Annotated in this window: 19 protein-coding genes; 13 read left to right on the forward strand and 6 right to left on the reverse strand. The window is 67.5% G+C overall.

What is annotated here, in order from left to right; genetic code table 11:
• Positions 1-123 precede the first annotated feature (123 nt).
• From ACO2Q5_RS02735 to ACO2Q5_RS02745, 3 genes are all read left to right on the forward strand, one after another.
• Positions 124-1,608 carry an acetyl-CoA hydrolase/transferase family protein gene (locus tag ACO2Q5_RS02735; RefSeq protein WP_423288055.1) on the forward strand — a complete coding sequence of 495 codons (1,485 nt, stop codon included), beginning with the start codon at positions 124-126 and terminating at the stop codon, positions 1,606-1,608.
• An 85-nt stretch (positions 1,609-1,693) separates the two neighbouring features.
• Positions 1,694-2,482, forward strand: a complete 789-nt coding sequence (locus ACO2Q5_RS02740; protein WP_423288056.1) for a ThuA domain-containing protein — start codon at positions 1,694-1,696, stop codon at positions 2,480-2,482.
• The gene (locus ACO2Q5_RS02745) at positions 2,479-3,531 is read left to right on the forward strand and encodes a Gfo/Idh/MocA family protein (protein ID WP_423288057.1); all 1,053 of its coding nucleotides are present in this window, start codon (positions 2,479-2,481) and stop codon (positions 3,529-3,531) included. Before ACO2Q5_RS02740 ends, ACO2Q5_RS02745 begins: the two co-directional genes overlap by 4 nt.
• Here the strand turns inward: ACO2Q5_RS02745 and speB are convergent.
• From speB to fliF, 5 genes are read right to left on the reverse strand one after another with little or no spacing between them, the layout of a single operon-like run.
• Complete coding sequence (gene speB, locus ACO2Q5_RS02750) at positions 3,528-4,487, reverse strand: agmatinase (RefSeq protein WP_423288058.1); 960 nt, start codon at positions 4,485-4,487, stop codon at positions 3,528-3,530. The genes ACO2Q5_RS02745 and speB overlap by 4 nt on opposite strands.
• Positions 4,488-4,538: 51 nt before the next feature.
• Positions 4,539-5,258: a flagellar type III secretion system pore protein FliP gene (fliP, locus tag ACO2Q5_RS02755; RefSeq protein ID WP_423288059.1), complete on the reverse strand. Its 720-nt coding sequence runs from the start codon at positions 5,256-5,258 to the stop codon at positions 4,539-4,541.
• Positions 5,255-5,524, reverse strand: coding sequence for a FliM/FliN family flagellar motor switch protein (locus ACO2Q5_RS02760; protein WP_423288060.1), 270 nt, complete (start codon positions 5,522-5,524; stop codon positions 5,255-5,257). Before ACO2Q5_RS02760 ends, fliP begins: the two co-directional genes overlap by 4 nt.
• The gene (locus tag ACO2Q5_RS02765) at positions 5,517-6,119 is read right to left on the reverse strand and encodes a flagellar biosynthesis protein (RefSeq protein WP_423288061.1); all 603 of its coding nucleotides are present in this window, start codon (positions 6,117-6,119) and stop codon (positions 5,517-5,519) included. The genes ACO2Q5_RS02760 and ACO2Q5_RS02765 overlap by 8 nt, the downstream gene beginning before the upstream one ends.
• A complete protein-coding gene (gene fliF, locus ACO2Q5_RS02770) occupies positions 6,119-7,699 on the reverse strand; it encodes a flagellar basal-body MS-ring/collar protein FliF (RefSeq protein WP_423288062.1) in 1,581 nt (526 codons plus the stop codon). Before fliF ends, ACO2Q5_RS02765 begins: the two co-directional genes overlap by 1 nt.
• Before the next feature lie 114 nt (positions 7,700-7,813).
• Between fliF and ACO2Q5_RS02775 the strand changes: the two genes are divergently transcribed.
• The 10 genes from ACO2Q5_RS02775 (at position 7,814) to ACO2Q5_RS02820 (ending at position 17,267) form a co-directional block, all read left to right on the forward strand.
• Positions 7,814-8,290 (forward strand): flagellar basal body-associated FliL family protein, encoded by a 477-nt coding sequence (locus ACO2Q5_RS02775; RefSeq protein ID WP_423288063.1) that lies wholly within the window; start codon positions 7,814-7,816, stop codon positions 8,288-8,290.
• A gap of 8 nt (positions 8,291-8,298) precedes the next feature.
• A complete protein-coding gene (locus ACO2Q5_RS02780; RefSeq protein ID WP_423288064.1) occupies positions 8,299-8,688 on the forward strand; it encodes a DUF6468 domain-containing protein in 390 nt (129 codons plus the stop codon).
• Complete coding sequence (locus ACO2Q5_RS02785) at positions 8,685-9,236, forward strand: MotE family protein (protein WP_423288065.1); 552 nt, start codon at positions 8,685-8,687, stop codon at positions 9,234-9,236. Before ACO2Q5_RS02780 ends, ACO2Q5_RS02785 begins: the two co-directional genes overlap by 4 nt.
• Before the next feature lie 63 nt (positions 9,237-9,299).
• Positions 9,300-10,169 (forward strand): flagellar motor stator protein MotA, encoded by an 870-nt coding sequence (motA, locus tag ACO2Q5_RS02790; RefSeq protein ID WP_423288066.1) that lies wholly within the window; start codon positions 9,300-9,302, stop codon positions 10,167-10,169.
• The gene (locus ACO2Q5_RS02795; protein WP_423288067.1) at positions 10,169-12,307 is read left to right on the forward strand and encodes a hypothetical protein; all 2,139 of its coding nucleotides are present in this window, start codon (positions 10,169-10,171) and stop codon (positions 12,305-12,307) included. Before motA ends, ACO2Q5_RS02795 begins: the two co-directional genes overlap by 1 nt.
• A 69-nt stretch (positions 12,308-12,376) precedes the next feature.
• Complete coding sequence (locus tag ACO2Q5_RS02800; RefSeq protein WP_423288068.1) at positions 12,377-13,033, forward strand: lytic transglycosylase domain-containing protein; 657 nt, start codon at positions 12,377-12,379, stop codon at positions 13,031-13,033.
• Complete coding sequence (gene flhA, locus ACO2Q5_RS02805; protein ID WP_423288069.1) at positions 13,033-15,084, forward strand: flagellar biosynthesis protein FlhA; 2,052 nt, start codon at positions 13,033-13,035, stop codon at positions 15,082-15,084. Before ACO2Q5_RS02800 ends, flhA begins: the two co-directional genes overlap by 1 nt.
• On the forward strand, positions 15,081-15,842 hold the full coding sequence (locus ACO2Q5_RS02810) for a flagellar biosynthetic protein FliR (protein ID WP_423288070.1): 762 nt from the start codon (positions 15,081-15,083) through the stop codon (positions 15,840-15,842). Before flhA ends, ACO2Q5_RS02810 begins: the two co-directional genes overlap by 4 nt.
• A 2-nt stretch (positions 15,843-15,844) precedes the next feature.
• A complete protein-coding gene (locus ACO2Q5_RS02815; RefSeq protein ID WP_423288071.1) occupies positions 15,845-16,930 on the forward strand; it encodes an EscU/YscU/HrcU family type III secretion system export apparatus switch protein in 1,086 nt (361 codons plus the stop codon).
• On the forward strand, positions 16,917-17,267 hold the full coding sequence (locus ACO2Q5_RS02820; RefSeq protein WP_423288072.1) for a hypothetical protein: 351 nt from the start codon (positions 16,917-16,919) through the stop codon (positions 17,265-17,267). Before ACO2Q5_RS02815 ends, ACO2Q5_RS02820 begins: the two co-directional genes overlap by 14 nt.
• On the opposite strand, the gene ACO2Q5_RS02825 is transcribed toward ACO2Q5_RS02820, so the two are convergent.
• On the reverse strand, positions 17,264-17,734 hold the full coding sequence (locus tag ACO2Q5_RS02825; RefSeq protein WP_423288073.1) for a flagellar basal body-associated FliL family protein: 471 nt from the start codon (positions 17,732-17,734) through the stop codon (positions 17,264-17,266). The two genes, ACO2Q5_RS02820 and ACO2Q5_RS02825, sit on opposite strands and share 4 nt — an antisense overlap.

A 17,734-nucleotide genomic window follows, 5' to 3' on the forward strand; every position in this document is an offset into this window, starting at 1 on the left:
CTTGCATTTCCCGCGCGGGATTTGCGCCTGACGCATGGCTGCCCTGTCCGCCGCCCTGCGCAGTCGTGATTGCGTGACCGTATTCTGCATCCTATCCCTGCCCCACCCAGCACGGAGAGACCGATGTTTGAAGACCGCATCCGCCACCCCGCCCTGCGCGACCGGATCATGTCCGCCGCTGAGGCGGCCGCGATGATCCGCGACGGCATGGTCGTGGGCATGTCGGGCTTTACCCGCGCGGGCGAGGCGATGGCCGTGCCGCTGGCCTTGGCCGAGCGGGCAAAGACCGACCCGCTGAAGATCACCCTGATGACCGGTGCCAGCCTGGGCCATGACCTGGACAAGATCCTGGCCGAGGCGCATGTGACCGCACGGCGGATGCCGTTCCAGTCCGACCCCGGCCTGCGCCGCGCCATCAACGCGGGTGAGGTCATGTTCATCGACCAGCACCTGTCCGAAACCGTGGAACAGCTGCGCCGCGGCCAGATTCCCGGCGTGGATGTGGCGGTGATCGAGGCGGCGTCGATCACCTCGGACGGCGGGATCATCCCCACCACCTCCATCGGCAATTCCGCCTCTTTTGCGATTCTGGCCAAGAAGGTGATCGTCGAGATCAACCTGAACCAGCCGCTGGCGTTCGAAGGCCTGCACGATGTCTTCATCCCCACCTATTACCCGAACCGCATGCCCATTCCGGTGGTGACGCCGGACAGCCGCATCGGCCTGCCGTGGATTCCGGTGGACCCTGACAAGATCGCCGCCATCGTGATCACGCAAAAACACGACAGCGCCGCCGCGATCAGCCCGCCCGATGACGACACCCGTGCCATTGCGGGCCATCTGATCCGGTTTTTCGAATCCGAGGTGGCCGCCGGGCGTCTGACCCGCCGTCTGGCGCCCTTGCAGGCCGGGATCGGCACGATTGCAAACGCCGTGCTGCACGGGCTGATCGACAGCCCGTTCGAGGATCTGCGGATGTACTCCGAAGTCCTGCAGGATTCGACATTCGACCTGATGGAGGCGGGCAAGCTCAGCTTCGCCTCCGGTTCCTCCATCACCCTGTCGGCGGAGAAGAACGCGCAGGTGATGCCGCAGTTCGACCGCTTCAAGCCAAAGCTGATCCTGCGCCCGCAGGAGATTTCCAACCACCCCGAGGTGGTGCGGCGGCTTGGCCTGATCGCCATCAACACCGCGCTGGAATTCGACATCTACGGCAATGTGAACTCCACCCATGTCATGGGCACGCAGATGATGAACGGGATCGGCGGATCGGGCGATTTCGCGCGCAATGCCATGCTGTCGGTCTTCGTGACGAAATCCATCGCCAAGAACGGGGCGATTTCCTCGGTGGTGCCGATGGTCAGCCATGTCGATCATACCGAGCATGACGTGGATATTCTGGTGACAGAGCAGGGCCTTGCCGATCTGCGCGGTCTGGCGCCCCGAGAACGCGCGGTGCGGATCATCGAAAACTGCGCCCATCCCGACTGGAAGGCCAGTCTGGCCGATTATTTCGACCGTGCCGTCAGCTTCGGCGGGCAGACGCCGCACATTCTGGAGGAAGCGCTGAGCTGGCATGTCCGCCTGCGCAAGACCGGACGGATGTAACGTCAATGTAATCGGTTACATTGCCACTTTCAAAGCGGTTTGAAGAACTGTAACCTGCCCGAAGGCAAGGGCAGGAGGATTCGTCATGCCGCAGATCCGCGTCACCGTCTGGGGTGAAAACGTTCATGAGCGCACGAATGACGTGGTGCGCGGCATCTATCCCGCCGGCATGCATCAGTGCATTGCCGATGCGCTGAACAGCGCGCCGGGCATCACCGCCACCACCGCCACGCTGGACCAGCCCGACCACGGCCTGCCGCCCGGGCGGCTGGAGGAGACCGACGTTCTTCTGTGGTGGGGCCATTGCGCTCATGGCGAGGTGAGGGACGAAGTGGTGGAGCGGGTGACCGAGGCCGTCTGGTCCGGCATGGGCGCGATCTTCCTGCACTCAGCCCATTTCTCAAAACCTTTCAAACGCTTGATGGGCACCCCCTGCAACCTGACCTGGCGCGAAGCGGGTGAGCGGGAGCGGCTCTGGTTGACCTCGCGCAATCATCCGATCGCCGCAGGCCTGCCGGATCACTTCGAACTGGAACAGGAAGAGATGTATGGTGAACCCTTCGGCATCCCCGATCCGATGGAAACCGTCTTCGTCTCGTGGTTCCAGGGAGGAGAGGTGTTCCGCTCCGGCGTGACCTACAAACGCGGCGCAGGGAAAGTGTTCTATTTCCGCCCGGGGCATGAAACCTACCCGACCTATCACGACGCCAATGTGCAGCGGGTGATCCGCAATGCGGTGGAATGGGCCTTCAATCCCGCCCCGCGGCTGGCCGATCCGTCCGACGCGCCGAACGTCCCGGTTGAAAGCGCTTTGGAACCGATTGAGCACCGCGGCCCCAGCCTGCACGCCCATGGCGAGGAGGGGTTCCGGTGACCATCCGCCTGCTGATTCTTGGCACCGGGGGCATGGCGAACAGCCATGCCGAGGCCTTTGCGAAAATCCCCGGCGTGGAGTTGGTGGCGGGCGTGGACATGCGGCCCGGGCCGCTGGCCGAATTCTGCGCGAAACACGGCATCCCGAATGCCTTCGCCACGCTGGACGACGCGCTGGCGTGGGGCCAGTTCGATGCGGCCACCAATGTGACACCCGACGCGGTGCATTGCGCCACCACCCTGCCCCTTCTGGCCGCGGGCAAGCATGTGTTGTGCGAAAAGCCGCTTGCCACCCATGCCGGCGATGCCGCCCGGATGGAAGCGGCGGCGGCGGCGGCGGGCGTGGTGAACATGGTCAACCTGACCTACCGCAACGTGCCCGCGCTGCAAAAGGCCGCTGCCATGGTCCGCGACGGCGCCCTGGGTCCCATCCGCCATTTCGAGGCGAGCTATCTGCAAAGCTGGCTGACCCAGCCCGCCTGGGGCGACTGGCAGACCGAAAGCCAGTGGCTTTGGCGGCTGTCCTCGGCCCACGGGTCCAAGGGCGTTCTGGGCGATGTGGGAATTCATATCCTTGATTTCGCAACTTTCATCGCGGGCGAAGCGGCCACCGAAGTCTCGGCCCGGCTGGCCACTTTCGACAAGGCGCCCGGCGGGCGGATCGGCGACTATGTGCTGGATGCCAATGACAGTGCCACGATGCAGGTCCGGCTGTCGGGCGGCGCGCTTGGGGTGGTCCATGCCACCCGCTTTGCCACCGGCCATATGAACGACCTGCGGCTGCGGATCTATGGCACTTTGGGCGGGCTGGAGGTGCGGTTCGAAAATGCCATCAGCGAGCTGTCGGCCTGTCTGGGCGACGACCGGCTGACCGCGACATGGCGTCCCGTCGACTGCCCCCTGCTGCCCACCGTCTATGAACGCTTCATCGCCGCCATCCGCGGAGAGGGCGTGGCCGAGCCGACCTTCGCCCGCGGAGCGGAACTGCAGCACCTGCTGGACGCGGCCGAGGCCAGCGCCGCCACGGGCGCCAGGGCGATCGCGCTTTAACCGCCTGTCCGGCGCCGCTGCGGCACGCCGGGCAGGACGCACAGCATCTCATAGAGCAGATTGGCCCCGATCAGCGCGGTATTGCCCGAAGGGTCATAGGGGGGCGAGACCTCGACCAGATCGCCGCCCACGAGGGCCAACCCCGCGCAGCCCCGCACGATCTCCAGCCCCTGCCAGATCGTCAGGCCGCCCGGCTCCACCGTGCCGGTGCCGGGCGCAAAGGCGGGGTCCAGACTGTCGATGTCAAAGCTGAGGTAGACCGGCGCATTGCCGATTTTCGCGCGGATCTCCGCCATCAGCGGGGTCAGGCTGCGGTGCCAGCACTCCTCGGCCTGCACCACCGTCCAGCCCTTGTCGCGGCCCCAGTCGAAATCGTCGGGGCCATAGCCGGTGCCCCGTAGCCCGATCTGGAACACCCGGTCGTTCAGCAGGCAGCCCTCCTCCCACGCGCGGCGGAAGGGGCAGCCATGCGCGGCCTTTTCGCCGAACATCGTATCGTTGATATCGGCATGGGCATCGACATGGATCAGCGCCACCGGACCATGCCGGTCGCGCATCGCCCGCAGGATGGGCCATGTCAGCGTATGGTCGCCGCCCATGGTCAGCGGGATCGCCCCGGCGGCCAGAATTCCGGCGTGGTGGGCAGCGATGATCTCCACCGATTTCTTCAGATCGAAGGTGTTGATCGGCACATCGCCGGTGTCGGCACATTGCAGATGGTCAAAGGGCGCGGCACCGGTGGCCATGTTGTAGGGCCTGAGCATCCGGCTTTCATCGCGGATCTGCCGCGGCCCCAACCTTGTGCCCGGCCGGTTGGAGGTGCCGATGTCCATGGGCACGCCCACGAAAGCCACGTCCAGCCCTTCGGCCGTGGCCTGCGCGGGCAGCCGCATGAAGGTGACCGGGCCGCCGAACCGCGGCATCTCATTCCCGCCAAGGGGCTGGTTGAAGGGCATCGCGGCCTCCTTTCCGGGCAGTGGGCCACAGGGGGGCGGTTCAGGCAAGCCTCATGTCGCATAGCTCCGCACCAGTGCGGCGGCCAGCAGGCTCCACCCGTCGGCCACAACGAAAAACGCCAGCTTGAACGGGAGGGAGACGACGGCGGGCGGCACCATCATCATCCCCATGGACATCAGGATGGCCGAAACCACCAGATCTATGATCAGGAACGGCAGATAGACCAGAAAGCCGATTTCGAACGCGCGCTGGATTTCCGACAGCAGGAACGAAGGCACCAGCACCGACAGCGGCGCCTCAGTCATGGGGGTGGGCTCGCGCGGGCGTAGGGCATCCAGCGTGGCAAAGGTTTCGGCATCCATCCTTGCGGTCATGAAAGCGCGGAACGGGCGTGCCGCCTCAGCCAGCGCCTGCGTCACGTCGAGTTCGTTGCGGGAAAACGGGCCGATTCCGTTCACCCAGGCCTCGGTGAAGACCGGGTCCATCACATACCAGGTCAGAAACAAGGCCAGCGTGATCATCAGCATATTGGGTGGCGCCGATTGCAGACCGATCCCCTGCCGCAGGATCGACAGAACGGTCACGATGAAGGGAAAGCAGGTCACCATCACCGCAAGGCCCGGCACGATCGACAGCAGCGTGATCAGCAGGAGAAGCTGCACCGAGCGCCCGGCCAGAGTATCGCCGCCGCCCAGATCCAGCGTCAGGTCCTGCGCCCCCGCCGGAAGCGCCAGCAGAAAGAGCAGGAGAAGGGGCAGAAGGAGCCTCACAACCCGTCCTTCATGCTGGCCACCTCGGTCACCCGCACGGCCAGCTGCCCGGCCGGATCGCCCTCGACCTCGGTCAGTTCGCCCCGCGCGATCAGCCGGTCGCCGATATACAGCTCCACCGGGTCGTCCACCCGCCGGTCCAGCGGCAGGATCGCATCGCGCGACAGGCGCAGCAGGTCTTTCACCGCAGGCCGCGCCCGGCCGACCGAGATGGTGATCTCAATCGGCACCTGCGCGAACGGGTTGGTCTCGGTCAGGTCATCCATCGGCCCCACGCTCCTGTGCAAGGGTGAAGAAGCCGCGCACGGCGGCGGTGATTTCGGCAATCGCGCGGGTCAGATCGACCTTCGCCTCGGCTGGGCCAAGGCGCAGATAGACCTGCCCTTCGGCAAGGGTCGGCTCCTCCTCGATCCGCAGCGGCAGACCGGTCGCCTCCCGCACAAGCGCCTCCACCGGGGCGCGCACGACGGGGTTCAGGACAAGGACAGCGGGTTCGTCCAGCGCCTGTTCGGCCAAGGGCATCAGCTGCTCCAGCACCACGGGCGCAAGGGTTTCTCGCGCGGTTTCCGGCAGCAGACGGTCCACCATCCCGGTCAGAAGCGGCTCCAGCGCGGTCAGCATATGGGCGCGCACCTCCTGCCAGGTGAAAGACAGGGCCTGCAGGTTGCGCGCCAGATCGGTCTTCAGGACCGACTGGTTTTCCCCTTGCGCGGTAACCGCATCGTCCCAACCCGCCTGATAGCCCTGCTCATATCCGGCCAGCTTCGCCTCTTCGGCCGCCGTCAGCGCCTGTGCCGAGGGATCGGGAGGTGAGTCTTCCTCACTGCCGGGGTCGAATTCTTCCAGCCGCAGCCGTGCCATCACGCCCGCTCCTCATCCGGGTCCAGCCAGCCGCGCAGGATTTCCAGCGATTCCTGCTGCCGTTCCCCGATCAGACGGCGCAGCCGTTCAGCGGGGCTTTCGGGCGGCGAGACGCTGAACGCCGCCTGCTCCACATCCTCGACCAGATAATCGTCCTGAATCTCTCCGGTCAGGGCGGGAAGATCGGTTCCCGCGGGGGGCAGCGCCAGCGGCGCCTCTGCCGCGGTCAGCGCCCGGCGCGAGGAGGCAAGGATCGGCCGCAGCACGAAAAGGCCCAGGATCAGCGCCACCAGCGCCAGCGCGGCAATCTGGATCGCCAGCATCGTATCCACCGGGCCGAAGGCGGGCAGGAACCCGGCCTCAGCCACCGTGCCCGCGGCCGGAGCCGGCTGGAATTCCAGCGACTTCAGCATCAGCACATCCCCCCGCGCCTCATCAAGGCCCACGGCGGCGGCCACCAGATCGCGCAAAGTGGCCAGCTCCTCGTCGCTGCGCGGGGACCAGCTTTGCGTCCCGTCTGCCGCCATGACCATCTGCCCGTCCACCAGCACGGCGACCGTCAGCCGCCGGATGCCGCCCGGCCCGCGTACCAGGGCGCGGCTGGTCTCGGACACCTCATAATTCACCCGTTCGCGCGTTTCGGTGCTTTGCGACTTGCCGCTGCCGCCCGCCGCCGCGCCTTCGGGCAGGTTCGAGGCCACGGTCACGTCGCCGCCCGGCTCGGTCGCCTGATTGGCCTTTTCTTCGGTCTCCGAGGAAATGGCCACGCGGCCCTGCGGGTCGAATTTCCGCTCATTGATCTGTTCGCTTTCGGTGATCAGATCGACAGCCACCTCCACCACGGCCCGGCCCGCGCCGACCCGTGCGGCAAGAAGCCGTTCGACACTGCGCCGGATTTCCTCGGCCCGGGCCGCGGCGGCGGTGCCCGGGGCGGCGGCGGCATCTTCGGGCCCGCCGATCAGCCCGCCGACCGCGTCAATCACCTGCACATCCTCGGGCCGCATCCCGGCCACGGCCGACGCCACCAGATGCCGCAGCGCGCGGGCCTGTTCCGCCGACATATGGCCGGAGGCGGTGGTCACGGTGACGCTGGCCGTCGGCCGGGTATCACGGCGGAAGGCATCGGCGGAGGACTGCGCGATATGGACACGGGCATTGCGCACATCCGGCACCGCCAGGATTGTTCGCGCCAGCTCCCCCTCTTTCGCACGCCAATAGGCCGCATCGAACATCTGCGACGTCGTGCCGAAACCCGTCAGCGAATCCAGCAGCTCATAGCCCGCGCCCCCGGCCGAAGGCAGCCCCTCTCCGGCCAATGTCATGCGCAAGGCATCGCGCGCACCTGCATCGACCCAGATCGAATCGCCCCGCACCTCATAGACGGCATTGCGCTGGTCCAGCGCGACAATGACCTCTCCGGCCGAACGTCCGTCCAGCCCGGCATAAAGCAGCGCCTTCTGCGTTCCGCCCGACATCCGCGCCAGAAGCAGCACCGCCAGAAACACCGCAATCGTCGCCCCCGCAACAATTGCCTTGCGGCGCAGGGGCAGCCCCGCCCAGACCGAGATCACATTCTGCACTTCGCCTCTCCTGCCGGATTCTTCCCGCTGCACCGGAGAATTGAGCTGTTCGTATTAACAATCGGTTAGTGACATTCGGTCTAGTTTCGTTCCCGTCACGGAATGGAGGACGGCATGTCCGAAACTGCCGCGCCCGAAGGGGCGAAACCAAAGAAATCAAGGCTGATGCTGCTGATCGCGCTGCTGCTGCCCGTTCTGGGCGCAGGGGGATTCTACGTCACCTGGTCCGGGCTGATCCTTGCCCCGCATGACGGCCCGGACGCGCCCTCTGTTCAGGTGGCGCCACTGGCCGACATCGCCTTCGTCTCGGTCGATCCGGTGGTGGTCGCCCTTGGCCCCGCGGCGGACAGCCGCCATCTGCGGATGACCGCGCAGCTGGAGGTGTCCAGCCCCCATGCGGCCGAGGTGACGCTGCTCTTGCCGCGAATCCTGGATGTTCTGAACAGCTATCTGCGGGCTATTCCGGTGACCGAGATCGAGGATCCGGCCGCCCTGACCCGCATCCGGGCGCAGTTGCTGCGCCGCATCCAGATCGTGACAGGCGAGGGCCGCGTCCGCGACCTTCTGGTCACCGAATTCATCCTGAACTGAGGCCGGACATGGAACTCATCGCCGATTCGCTTCTGTTTGCGGCCACCGTGGGCGCCGCCATCTACTGCTATGTGCTGGCGGCCCGGCTGCGGCGGTTCACCACGCTGGAATCGGGCATGGGCGGCGCCATTGCGGTCCTGTCGGCACAGGTCGATGACATGACCCGCGCCCTGGAAAAGGCGCAGGGGGTGGCTGGTCAGTCCGAACAGCGCCTGACCGAACTGACGAACCGGGCCGAGGGGCTGGCACGGCAGCTGGAGCTTCTTGTGGCCTCGCTGCACGACCTGCCGGAACCCGCGGGCGCGCCCCCGCCAACAGGGCCGACGGAAGACGCCCGCCGCCCGCGCTTCATCCGCCGCAGGATGGCCCGCGCCGAAACGGTCGAGGCCGCGGAATGACACGACGGCCCGGGCGCGGCACGCTGATGCTGATCGCACTGATGTTTGCGTCCTCGGCGGCGCTCCGGCTGGGGGACGGGCTGGGCAGCTATGCCCGTGCCGCCGAAGGCCCCGCCCCGCCGCCGCCCGCAGAAGGCTGTACCCCTCCGGCAGAGCTGGCCGCCGCCTTTTCCGCACGAGAAGCACGCCTTGCCGCGCGGGAAAGTGCGGTGTCGGAACGGGCGGCCGCACTGACCCTGGCCGAAGACCTGCTCCGCGGCAGGCTGGAGGCGGTCACCGCGGCCGAGGCAGAGCTGCGGGCCACACTCGCGCTGGCCGATGGGGCGGCGGAGGCGGACCTTGCCCGGCTGACCGCGGTCTATGAGACCATGAAGCCCAAGGAGGCGGCGGTCCTGTTCGACGCGATGGAGGCGGATTTCGCCGCCGGTTTTCTGGGCCGGATGCGCCCCGAATCCGCTGCGGCAGTGATGGCCGGAATGTCGCCGGACAAGGCCTATGCCGTCAGCGCCATCCTGGCCGGGCGCAACGCCGGCGTTCCGAAGGAATAGGCGGATTGGGGGTTTCTTAACCCCCCGCCCGCAGGATCGCCGCAGCAGGACGGGAAGGTTCGGATGTTCGGAATAGTCGGTATCGTCGTGATTCTGGTCATGGTCTTCGGCGGCTACATGGCCGCCGGGGGCAAGCTGGGCATCATTCTGCACGCCCTGCCCTTTGAGCTGACCATGATCGGCGGCGCCGCCGTGGGGGCCTTCCTCATCTCGAACGACATGCCTGCGATCCGGCAGACGCTGCGCGACATCGGAAAGGTCTTCAAAGGTCCGAAATGGCAGCCTGCCGATTACCGCGACCTGCTGTGCCTGCTGTTCGAACTGATCCGTCTGGCCCGCGCCAATCCCGTCGCACTGGAGGCGCAGGTGGAGGCGCCCGGCGATTCGGCCATTTTCGCCCGCTACCCCCGGATTCTGGCCGATCATGATGCCGTGGATCTGATCTGCGATACGCTGCGCGCGGCCTCGATGAATTATGACGACCCCCACCAGATGGAGGAGGTGCTGGACAAGAGGATGGAGGCGCAGATGCACCACGCCCTGCACTCCAGCCATGCGCTGCAGACCATGGCCGACGGGCTGCCCGCGCTTGGCATCGTGGCTGCGGTTCTGGGCGTGATCAAGACCATGGCCGCGATCGACCAGCCGCCCGAAGTTTTGGGCAAGATGATCGGCGGCGCGCTGGTCGGCACCTTTCTGGGGGTCTTCCTGGCCTATGGGCTGATGGGCCCGTTCGCGGCCCGGGTGAAGACCGTGGTCGAGGAAGACGGCCACTTCTATCAGTTGATCCGCGAGGTGCTGATCGCCAATCTCCACCGCCACCCCGCCAATATCTGTATCGAGGTGGGCCGCCAGAACGCGCCCCACCGGGTCCGGCCCGAATTCGGCGCGTTGGAAGAGGCGCTCCGCAGCCTGAAGCAGGAGGCCGCCTGATGCACCGCCTGCTGATCGCACTCTGCCTGCTGGCCAGCCCTGCATGGGCCGAGGTTGCCCGCGTCACCGGAGGGGAGCATGCGGATTTCACCCGGCTCGTGATCCAGTCACCGGGTCTGGGCAACTGGCGTTTCGGCCGGGTCACGGAGGGTTATGAGCTGCAGGCCGCAGCGGCGGTGACGGGATACGATCTCAGCCGGGCCTTCGACCGCATTCCGCGCAGCCGCGTCTCGGGCCTCTGGCGGGTCCCTGCCAGCGGGCGGCTGCATCTGGCGCTGGCCTGTGACTGTCATGCCATCGCCTTCGAATTCCGGCCCGGCATGGTTGTGGTCGACGTCAGGCCCGGTCCGGCGCCCGCGGGGTCCGGGTTCGAAATGCCGCTGGACCCGCAGACCTCTCCCCGCGCGCCTGCCGCGCCCCGGATGGCGGAGTATGACTGGCTGGCGGCCCGGCTTGAGGAAACCGGAGCGCCGGACCAGGGACCGCCGACGCTGGACCCGGCAACCGCGGGCGCCCTGCGCGATGCGCTGCTCCGCGAGCTGAGCGAGGGGGTCGCCGAGGGCATCGTCCGGCCCGCCGAACGCCCCCCGGAGGCCCCTGCCGCAGAGGACAGGCCCGTCGCCGGGCTGCGCATCACCTTGGGCGATCTTCCCGGAATGATCGCGGCCACGCCCGGCACCCCGCCCGCGCCCGTGACAGCCGAAGGCGCCACCTGTCTGCCGGACACCGCCTTGAACCTTGGCAGCTGGCTGGCACCCGGCCCGCCCGCAGCCTCGCTCGGTCTGGTGCGGCATGACCTTCTGGCCGAATTCGACGCCCCTGTAACGGCGAACATCTTGCGCAGCGCCAAGGCGCAGATCGCTCTCGGCTTCGGCGCCGAAGCCCGGCAGACACTGGCCCTGATGGAGGCAGCCATCCCGGAGGTGGCCGTTCTGCGCACCTTCTCCTATCTGGTGGATCTTGATCCGCCGCCGGAAAATGCCTTTGCCCGGATGGAAAGCTGTGACAGCGCGGCGGCGCTGTGGGCCGGGCTGGCGCTGGCTCTGTCCGGCGCACCCGCACCGGAACGGATCAACGATAAGGCCATCACCCGCGCCTTTGCGGCACTGCCACCGCATCTGCGGACCCATCTGGGTCCGGTACTGGTGGATTTCGCGCTGTCCCGCGGCAAGACCGAAGCGGCACGGCGCCTGCGCGATGCCATTCTGCGGGCGCCGGTGGACGCCCCCGCCGAAACCGCCCTGACCGAAGCGCGCTATCAGCTGGGCACTGGCGAAGCCGAAGAGGCAGCCCGCACGGCCCGCAAGGCGATGGAGGCAGGCGGCACCACCGCAGCCGAAGCGGCGGTGACACTGGCCGAAGCGGCATTCCGGGGCAACCGCAAGGTGCCGGCGACCCTGCCCGCCGACCTTGCGGCCTATCTGGGTGAGGCACGCGGCACAGCGCGCGAGGCACCTTTGCGCCGCGCGCTGGTTCTGGCGCTGGCCATGACCGGGGATGCCGAAGGTGCGTTCACCGCCGCGAAGGATTCTCCCGCGGATCTGCCCGATCTGTGGCAGATCCTGGCGGCGACTGCGGATCCTGGGGTCCTGATGAGACATGCCATACCTGAAGATTTTCCTGGGGTAACAGCAGCGGATACGGCGCTTATCGTGGCACGGCGGCTCCTTGATCTGGGGTTTCCGGATCAGGCCCTGCGCTGGATCGCTCCGCTGACTGATGCGCCCGACCCGGCGCCACAGCTCCTGACGGCAGAAGCGCGGCTGGCCCTGCGCGATGCCCGTGGCACGGTGCTGGCCCTGTCAGGTGCCACTGATCCGGCGGCAGACCTGCTGCGCGCGCGGGCCTATCTCCAGCTGGGCGATGCGGCCGCGGCCGCGGCGGCATTTGGCCGGGCGGGGGATGAGGCGGGACGGCAAGATGCCCTTCGGATCGCGGGGCTTTGGGACGGGCTGGACCTGCCGCCCGGCGATCCCTGGCAGGCCGCAGTCAAGCTGGCCCGCGATGGCACACCGGCCGCACCGCGCGCCCCGGATGCGCCGATGCTGGCCCATGCGACAGCGCAGGCGGATCAGGCCGCGCAGGCCGTCTCTGCCGTGACAATCCTGCTGGACAGCCTGCCGCCCCTGTCGCCGTAACCCTTTGGAAAGGACAGCTGTCGCAAGCTGCCACAGACCCCGGCCAAAGGCCGAATCTCCTGGATCAGAATGACCCGCCATCGCCTGACCCTGCTTGCGCTGCTTGCTCTGCTCCCCGCAAAGGCGGGCGCAACTCCCGCCGATCTTTGCCGAAGGGCCGCCCATCTGGCCGCCGCCGAAACCGGGGTACCGGAGGAGGTGCTGCTTGCGCTGACCCTGACGGAAACCGGCCGCGGAGCCGGTTCCGCGATGGAACCCTGGCCCTGGGCGGTCAACCATGCGGGGGCGGGGCAATGGGCCCGGGATTCAGCAGAAGCAGAGGGGATCGTCACCGAAATCCTCGCAGGCGGGGCCACCAATGTGGATCTGGGCTGCTTTCAGTTGAACTGGCGCTGGCATGGCGCGAGTTTCGCCTCGGTCGCCGCCATGCTGGAACCGGAGGCCAATGCCCGTTACGCCGCCGAGCTGGTCGCCGCACATTACGACCGCAGCGGCAGCTGGACCAGCGCCGCGGGCGCGTTCCATTCGGCCACGCCCGAAAAGGCGGAGCGGTATCTGGAACGGTTCACGCCCATTCTGGCAACCCTGCTCGAAACTCCGCTGCCGGAGCCGGAACCGCAGGACAGGCCCAACCGCTTTGCGCTGCTGCGGCCCGGCCCGGCCGGGGCGGCCGGATCGCTGGTTCCGCGGTCCGATGGCGCCGGTCCGTTGTTCGGGGCACCGTGATGCAGCTCCGCACTGTCTTCCGCCCCACCGTCCTGCTGGCGCTGGCCCTGATGTCGGTCATCGCCATGATGGTCCTGCCGGTCCCTGCCGGGCTGCTGGATGTGGGGCTGGCCCTGTCTTTCGCGCTGGCGATCCTGATGCTGACGGTCACGCTGTTCATCGAACGGCCGCTGGATTTCTCGGCCTTTCCGACGATCCTCCTCGCCTCGCTTCTGCTGCGGCTGGCGCTCAACGTCTCCTCGACGAAGCTGATCATCGGCCAGGGCCATACCGGCACCGATGCCGCGGGCCATGTCATTGAAGGTTTTGCCAATTTCATCATGGGCGGCAACATCGTCCTGGGTCTGGTGATCTTCATCGTCCTGCTGATCGTGAACTTCATGGTCATCACCAAGGGCGCAGGCCGCATGGCCGAGGTGGGCGCCCGTTTCGCGCTGGACGGGATGCCGGGAAAGCAGCTGGCCATCGACGCCGACATGTCCGCCGGGGCCATCGACCATGAGGAGGCCAAGCGACGACGCGAGACGGAACTGGCCGAGACGACCTTTTTCGGCTCGCTGGACGGGGCATCGAAATTCGTCAAGGGCGATGCGATTGCAGGTCTGCTGATCACCGCGCTGAACATCGTCGTCGGACTGATCGTCGGCATCGGCCTGCATGGCATGGACATGGTCCGCGCGTTTGAGACCTATGCGATCCTGACCGTGGGCGATGGCCTCGTCAGCCAGATTCCCGCGGTGATCATCTCGGTCGCCTCGGCGCTGCTGCTGTCGCGGGGCGGAACCAAAGGCGCGGCGGATGTGTCGTTCTTTGCCCAGCTGAACCGCTACCCCGCGGCGCTGGCCACCGTAGCGGCGCTGATGGTGCTCTTCGCTCTGGTGCCCGGGATGCCCTTCCTGCCTTTCATCGCAGCGGCAGCCGGCCTTGGGCTGGCCGCCTGGGCCGGGCTGCGACCGAAACCCGCACCGACCGCAGCCCCCCTGCCCGAGGCACCGCCTGCCCGCCGTCCAGTGGGTGACATTCTGGATTTCGATGAAATCCACATCGAATTCGCCCCCGATCTGGTGTCCATGGCGCTGGATCCGGCCACCGGGCTGGACGGCCGCATTTCCTCGATGCGCAACCATATTGCGGCGGCCTATGGTCTGATCCTGCCGGAAATCCGCCTGACCGATGAGGCGGCCTTGCCTCCCGGCCAGTATCGCATCCGCCTTCAGGGCGTGGAACGGGTGGCCGACCGCCTGCGGCCCGACCGGGTGCTGGTGCTGCTGAACGACGGGATTCCCGCGCCCGAGGGCGAAGACGTGCGCGAGCCGGTCTATGGCGCCCCGGCGCGCTGGATCCGCCCCGATCTGCAAGAGGATGCGGTGATCGCGGGTCTGACCGTCGTATCACCGGCCGAGGTTCTGGCCACCCATCTGCTTGAACTGCTGAAAGGCAATCTGGCGCGGCTGCTGTCCCTGCGCGGGCTGCGCCGGCTGCTGGATGAATTCGTCAACCTGTCGGACCGGGGCCGGGCCGATGCCAACCGCAAGCTGCTGGACGAGATGATCCCGGACCGGGTGCCGCTGGACCTGCTGCATGCGGTGCTGCGCCTGCTGCTGGAGGAGCGCGTCTCGATCCGCAACCTGCCGCTGATCCTTGAGGCTACGGCCGAAGCCCGCGGCATGGGCGCGCCCGAAATGGTCTGCGAACATGTGCGGCAGCGCCTCGGCTTTCAGATCGTCAGCGACTACCGTCGCCCCGATGGCGCGCTGCCGCTGATCCAGCTGGCTCCGGAATGGGAGCGGACCTTTCAGACCCATCAGCTGGATGGCGCCCGTGACGTGGCCTTGCCGCCCGATGTTTTTGCAAAGCTGGCCAATGGCATCGCCGAACGGCTGAATGTCGCGGCCGAAAGCGGGGCGGCGCCTGCGCTGGTCACCTCGGCCACGCGACGGCGCTTTCTGCGCACGGTGGTGCAGGCCAAGGGCCTGTCCACGCCGGTACTTTCATATGAGGAGCTGGGCCTCGACAGCCGCCCCGCCCTTTTGGGGCAGGTGGTCGCATGACCGAACTGCTCACCGGGCTGACGCAGGCGGCCGGGCTGGCCGAAGGGGCGATCCTGCATATGGCCATGGTCTTTCTGCGTGTGGGGGCGGCGGTGTTTCTGCTGCCCGCTGTGGGGGAGATCCTGCTGCCGCAGCGCATCCGCTTGGCGGCGGCTGTCGCGCTGACCATGGTCGTGGCGCCTGCCGTTCCGGAGGGGCCGGCGCCCGGACCGGCGGCCTTTCTGGCCGAAGCCGCCGCCGGGCTGGCGCTTGGCGCCGGATTGCGGCTGATGATCCTGGCCCTGCAGATGGCAGGCACCATCGCCGCGCAATCCGTCTCGCTCGCGCAGATGTTCAGCGGCACCGGGCCGGAGCCGCAGCCCATTGTGGCCAATGCGCTGACCATGGCCGGGCTGGCGCTTTTTGTGGCCACGGACGGGGTGGCGCGGGCCGCGGCCCTGCTCGTCCTGTCCTATGAGGTGATCCCGCCCGGACAACCGCCCGATCCCGGCATGCTGGCGCAATGGGGGGTCGCCCGCATCGGGCACAGCTTCGCGCTGGCCTTCACGCTGGCCGCGCCCTTCGTCCTTGCGGCGCTTCTCTACAATCTTGCTCTCGGGGTCATCAACCGGGCAATGCCGTCGCTGATGGTGTCCTTCGTGGGCGCCCCGGCACTGACCTTGGGCGGTCTGGCACTGACGGCGTTGACGGCCCCCCTCCTTTTGGAGGTCTGGCAGGCGGCAACGACGCAGGCGCTGTCACAGCCCTTCGGACCCTGATCATGGCCGGAGAAGAAGACCGCGATGCCAAGGAATTCGACCCGTCGCAGCGGAAGCTGGACCGCGCGCGCGAGGACGGCGATGCCGTCCGGTCCGAAGAGCTTCAGACCGCCGCGGCCACGGCGGGCTTTCTTCTGGCGCTCTTGGCGGGCGGGGGCTGGGTCATCGGCCAGACCGGCGCGATCGGCCGCAGCTTTCTGGATCAGCCCGACCGCATGTCGCTGAAGGACGGACCGGCGCTGGCAGGGGCAGTGGCAAGGATGGCGCTGCCGGGGCTGGCGCTTCTCGGCGGCGCGGCGGTCGCGGTGCTGATCTGGCTGATCGTGTCGCGCGGGATCGTCTTCGCCCCGTCCCGCCTGACCCCAAAGCTCTCGCGCCTGTCGGTGATCGCCAATGCGGGGCAGAAGTTCGGGATGCAGGGCCTGCTCGACTTTGGTCGCCGCAGCCTGAAGATGGTGGTGACCGGGCTGATCCTTGTCCTGTTCCTGCAAAGCCGCCGTGATGAGGTTTTTGCCGCCCTGCAGCTGGATGCGGGCCAGATCGCGCTGCTGATGGGCAGGATGCTGCTGGCCTTTCTGGCGATCATGATGGCCGTCGCACTGGTCTTCGGGGGCTTGGATTTCCTGATCCAGCGCCATCAGTTCCTGCAACGCCACCGGATGACGCGCAAGGAAATGACCGATGAGATGAAGGACAGCGAGGGCGACCCGCATCTGAAGGCAGACCGCCGCCGCCGCGCGCAGGAGATTGCGACGCAGCAGATGCTGACCGATGTGCCCAAGGCCGATGTGGTGATCGTGAACCCCACCCATTACGCCGTGGCGCTGCGATGGGACCGCGCCCGCAACCGCGCGCCGGTCTGCTTGGCCCGCGGGGTGGACGAGATGGCCGCCCGCATCCGTGAACGCGCTATGGCGGCCGGCGTCCCCATCCGCCGTGACCCGCCGACAGCGCGCATGCTTCACGCCGCGCTGCAGGTGGGCGATGAAATCCGGCGTGAACATTATGCGGCGGTGGCCGCCGCCATCCGCTTTGCCGATGGGCTGCGCCGACGCACCGCGAAAGGACGCAGGGATGAGCCGGGATGAGAAGATGATCCGCCTGACCCGGATGGCCGACCTGCTGTTCGAGGCCCGCAGCGCGGAGCTGCGCCGCGCGGCCGAGGCGCGCGATGCCGTCCGGGCACAGATCAGCGCCCTGCTGCGCCCGGTGGCCGAAGAGGACCGGCAGAACCCCGCGATGATGCGGCAGGCCATGATCTATGAAAGCTGGGCCTCGGTCCGGCGCAGCGAATTGAACGCGCAGCTGGCACGGCGGCAGGCGGAATGGCTGCAGGGAATGGAGGCCGCGCGGCGGGCCTTCGGCCGCAACCAGGTGCTGGCGCGGCTGGCCGATCCGGCGCGGAAGATCCCCGGGCGGGACTAGCTGTCCTGCCGGGCGATTTCAGTGATCAGGACATCGGTCACGGCCGCGCCCAGCACCAGCCGCGCCTGTTCGGCCAGCGCCCGGCGCAAAAGGACAAGGTTCGACCCGTCGGTGAAAGAACCGCGGAAACCGCCGCTGTTCGCATGGTCGAACAGGACCTGCAGAAAGGCGTCACGGATCTTCGGCTCGCGCGCATAGACGGTTTCCGAACTGCCCGGCGTGACCTCCAGGCTGAGCGACAGGACCACCATCGACACGACACGACCGCCTTCGACGATGGGCACGATGAACTGGTTGTTCATCCGCACATATTCCGGCTGCACCGCGGGACCGGCCTCTGCCGCGGCCTGATCCTCGCGGGCGGTCGCCTGCCGGCTTTCTCCGGCGGGCCTCAAAAAATAGCCCGCACCGGCCCCGCCGGCCAACGCGATCAGTCCAAGAAGCAGGGGGAGGATCTTGCGCATCAT

It is taken from the genome of Neotabrizicola sp. VNH66 (genome assembly GCF_049445895.1).
Lineage (GTDB): Bacteria > Pseudomonadota > Alphaproteobacteria > Rhodobacterales > Rhodobacteraceae > Pseudogemmobacter.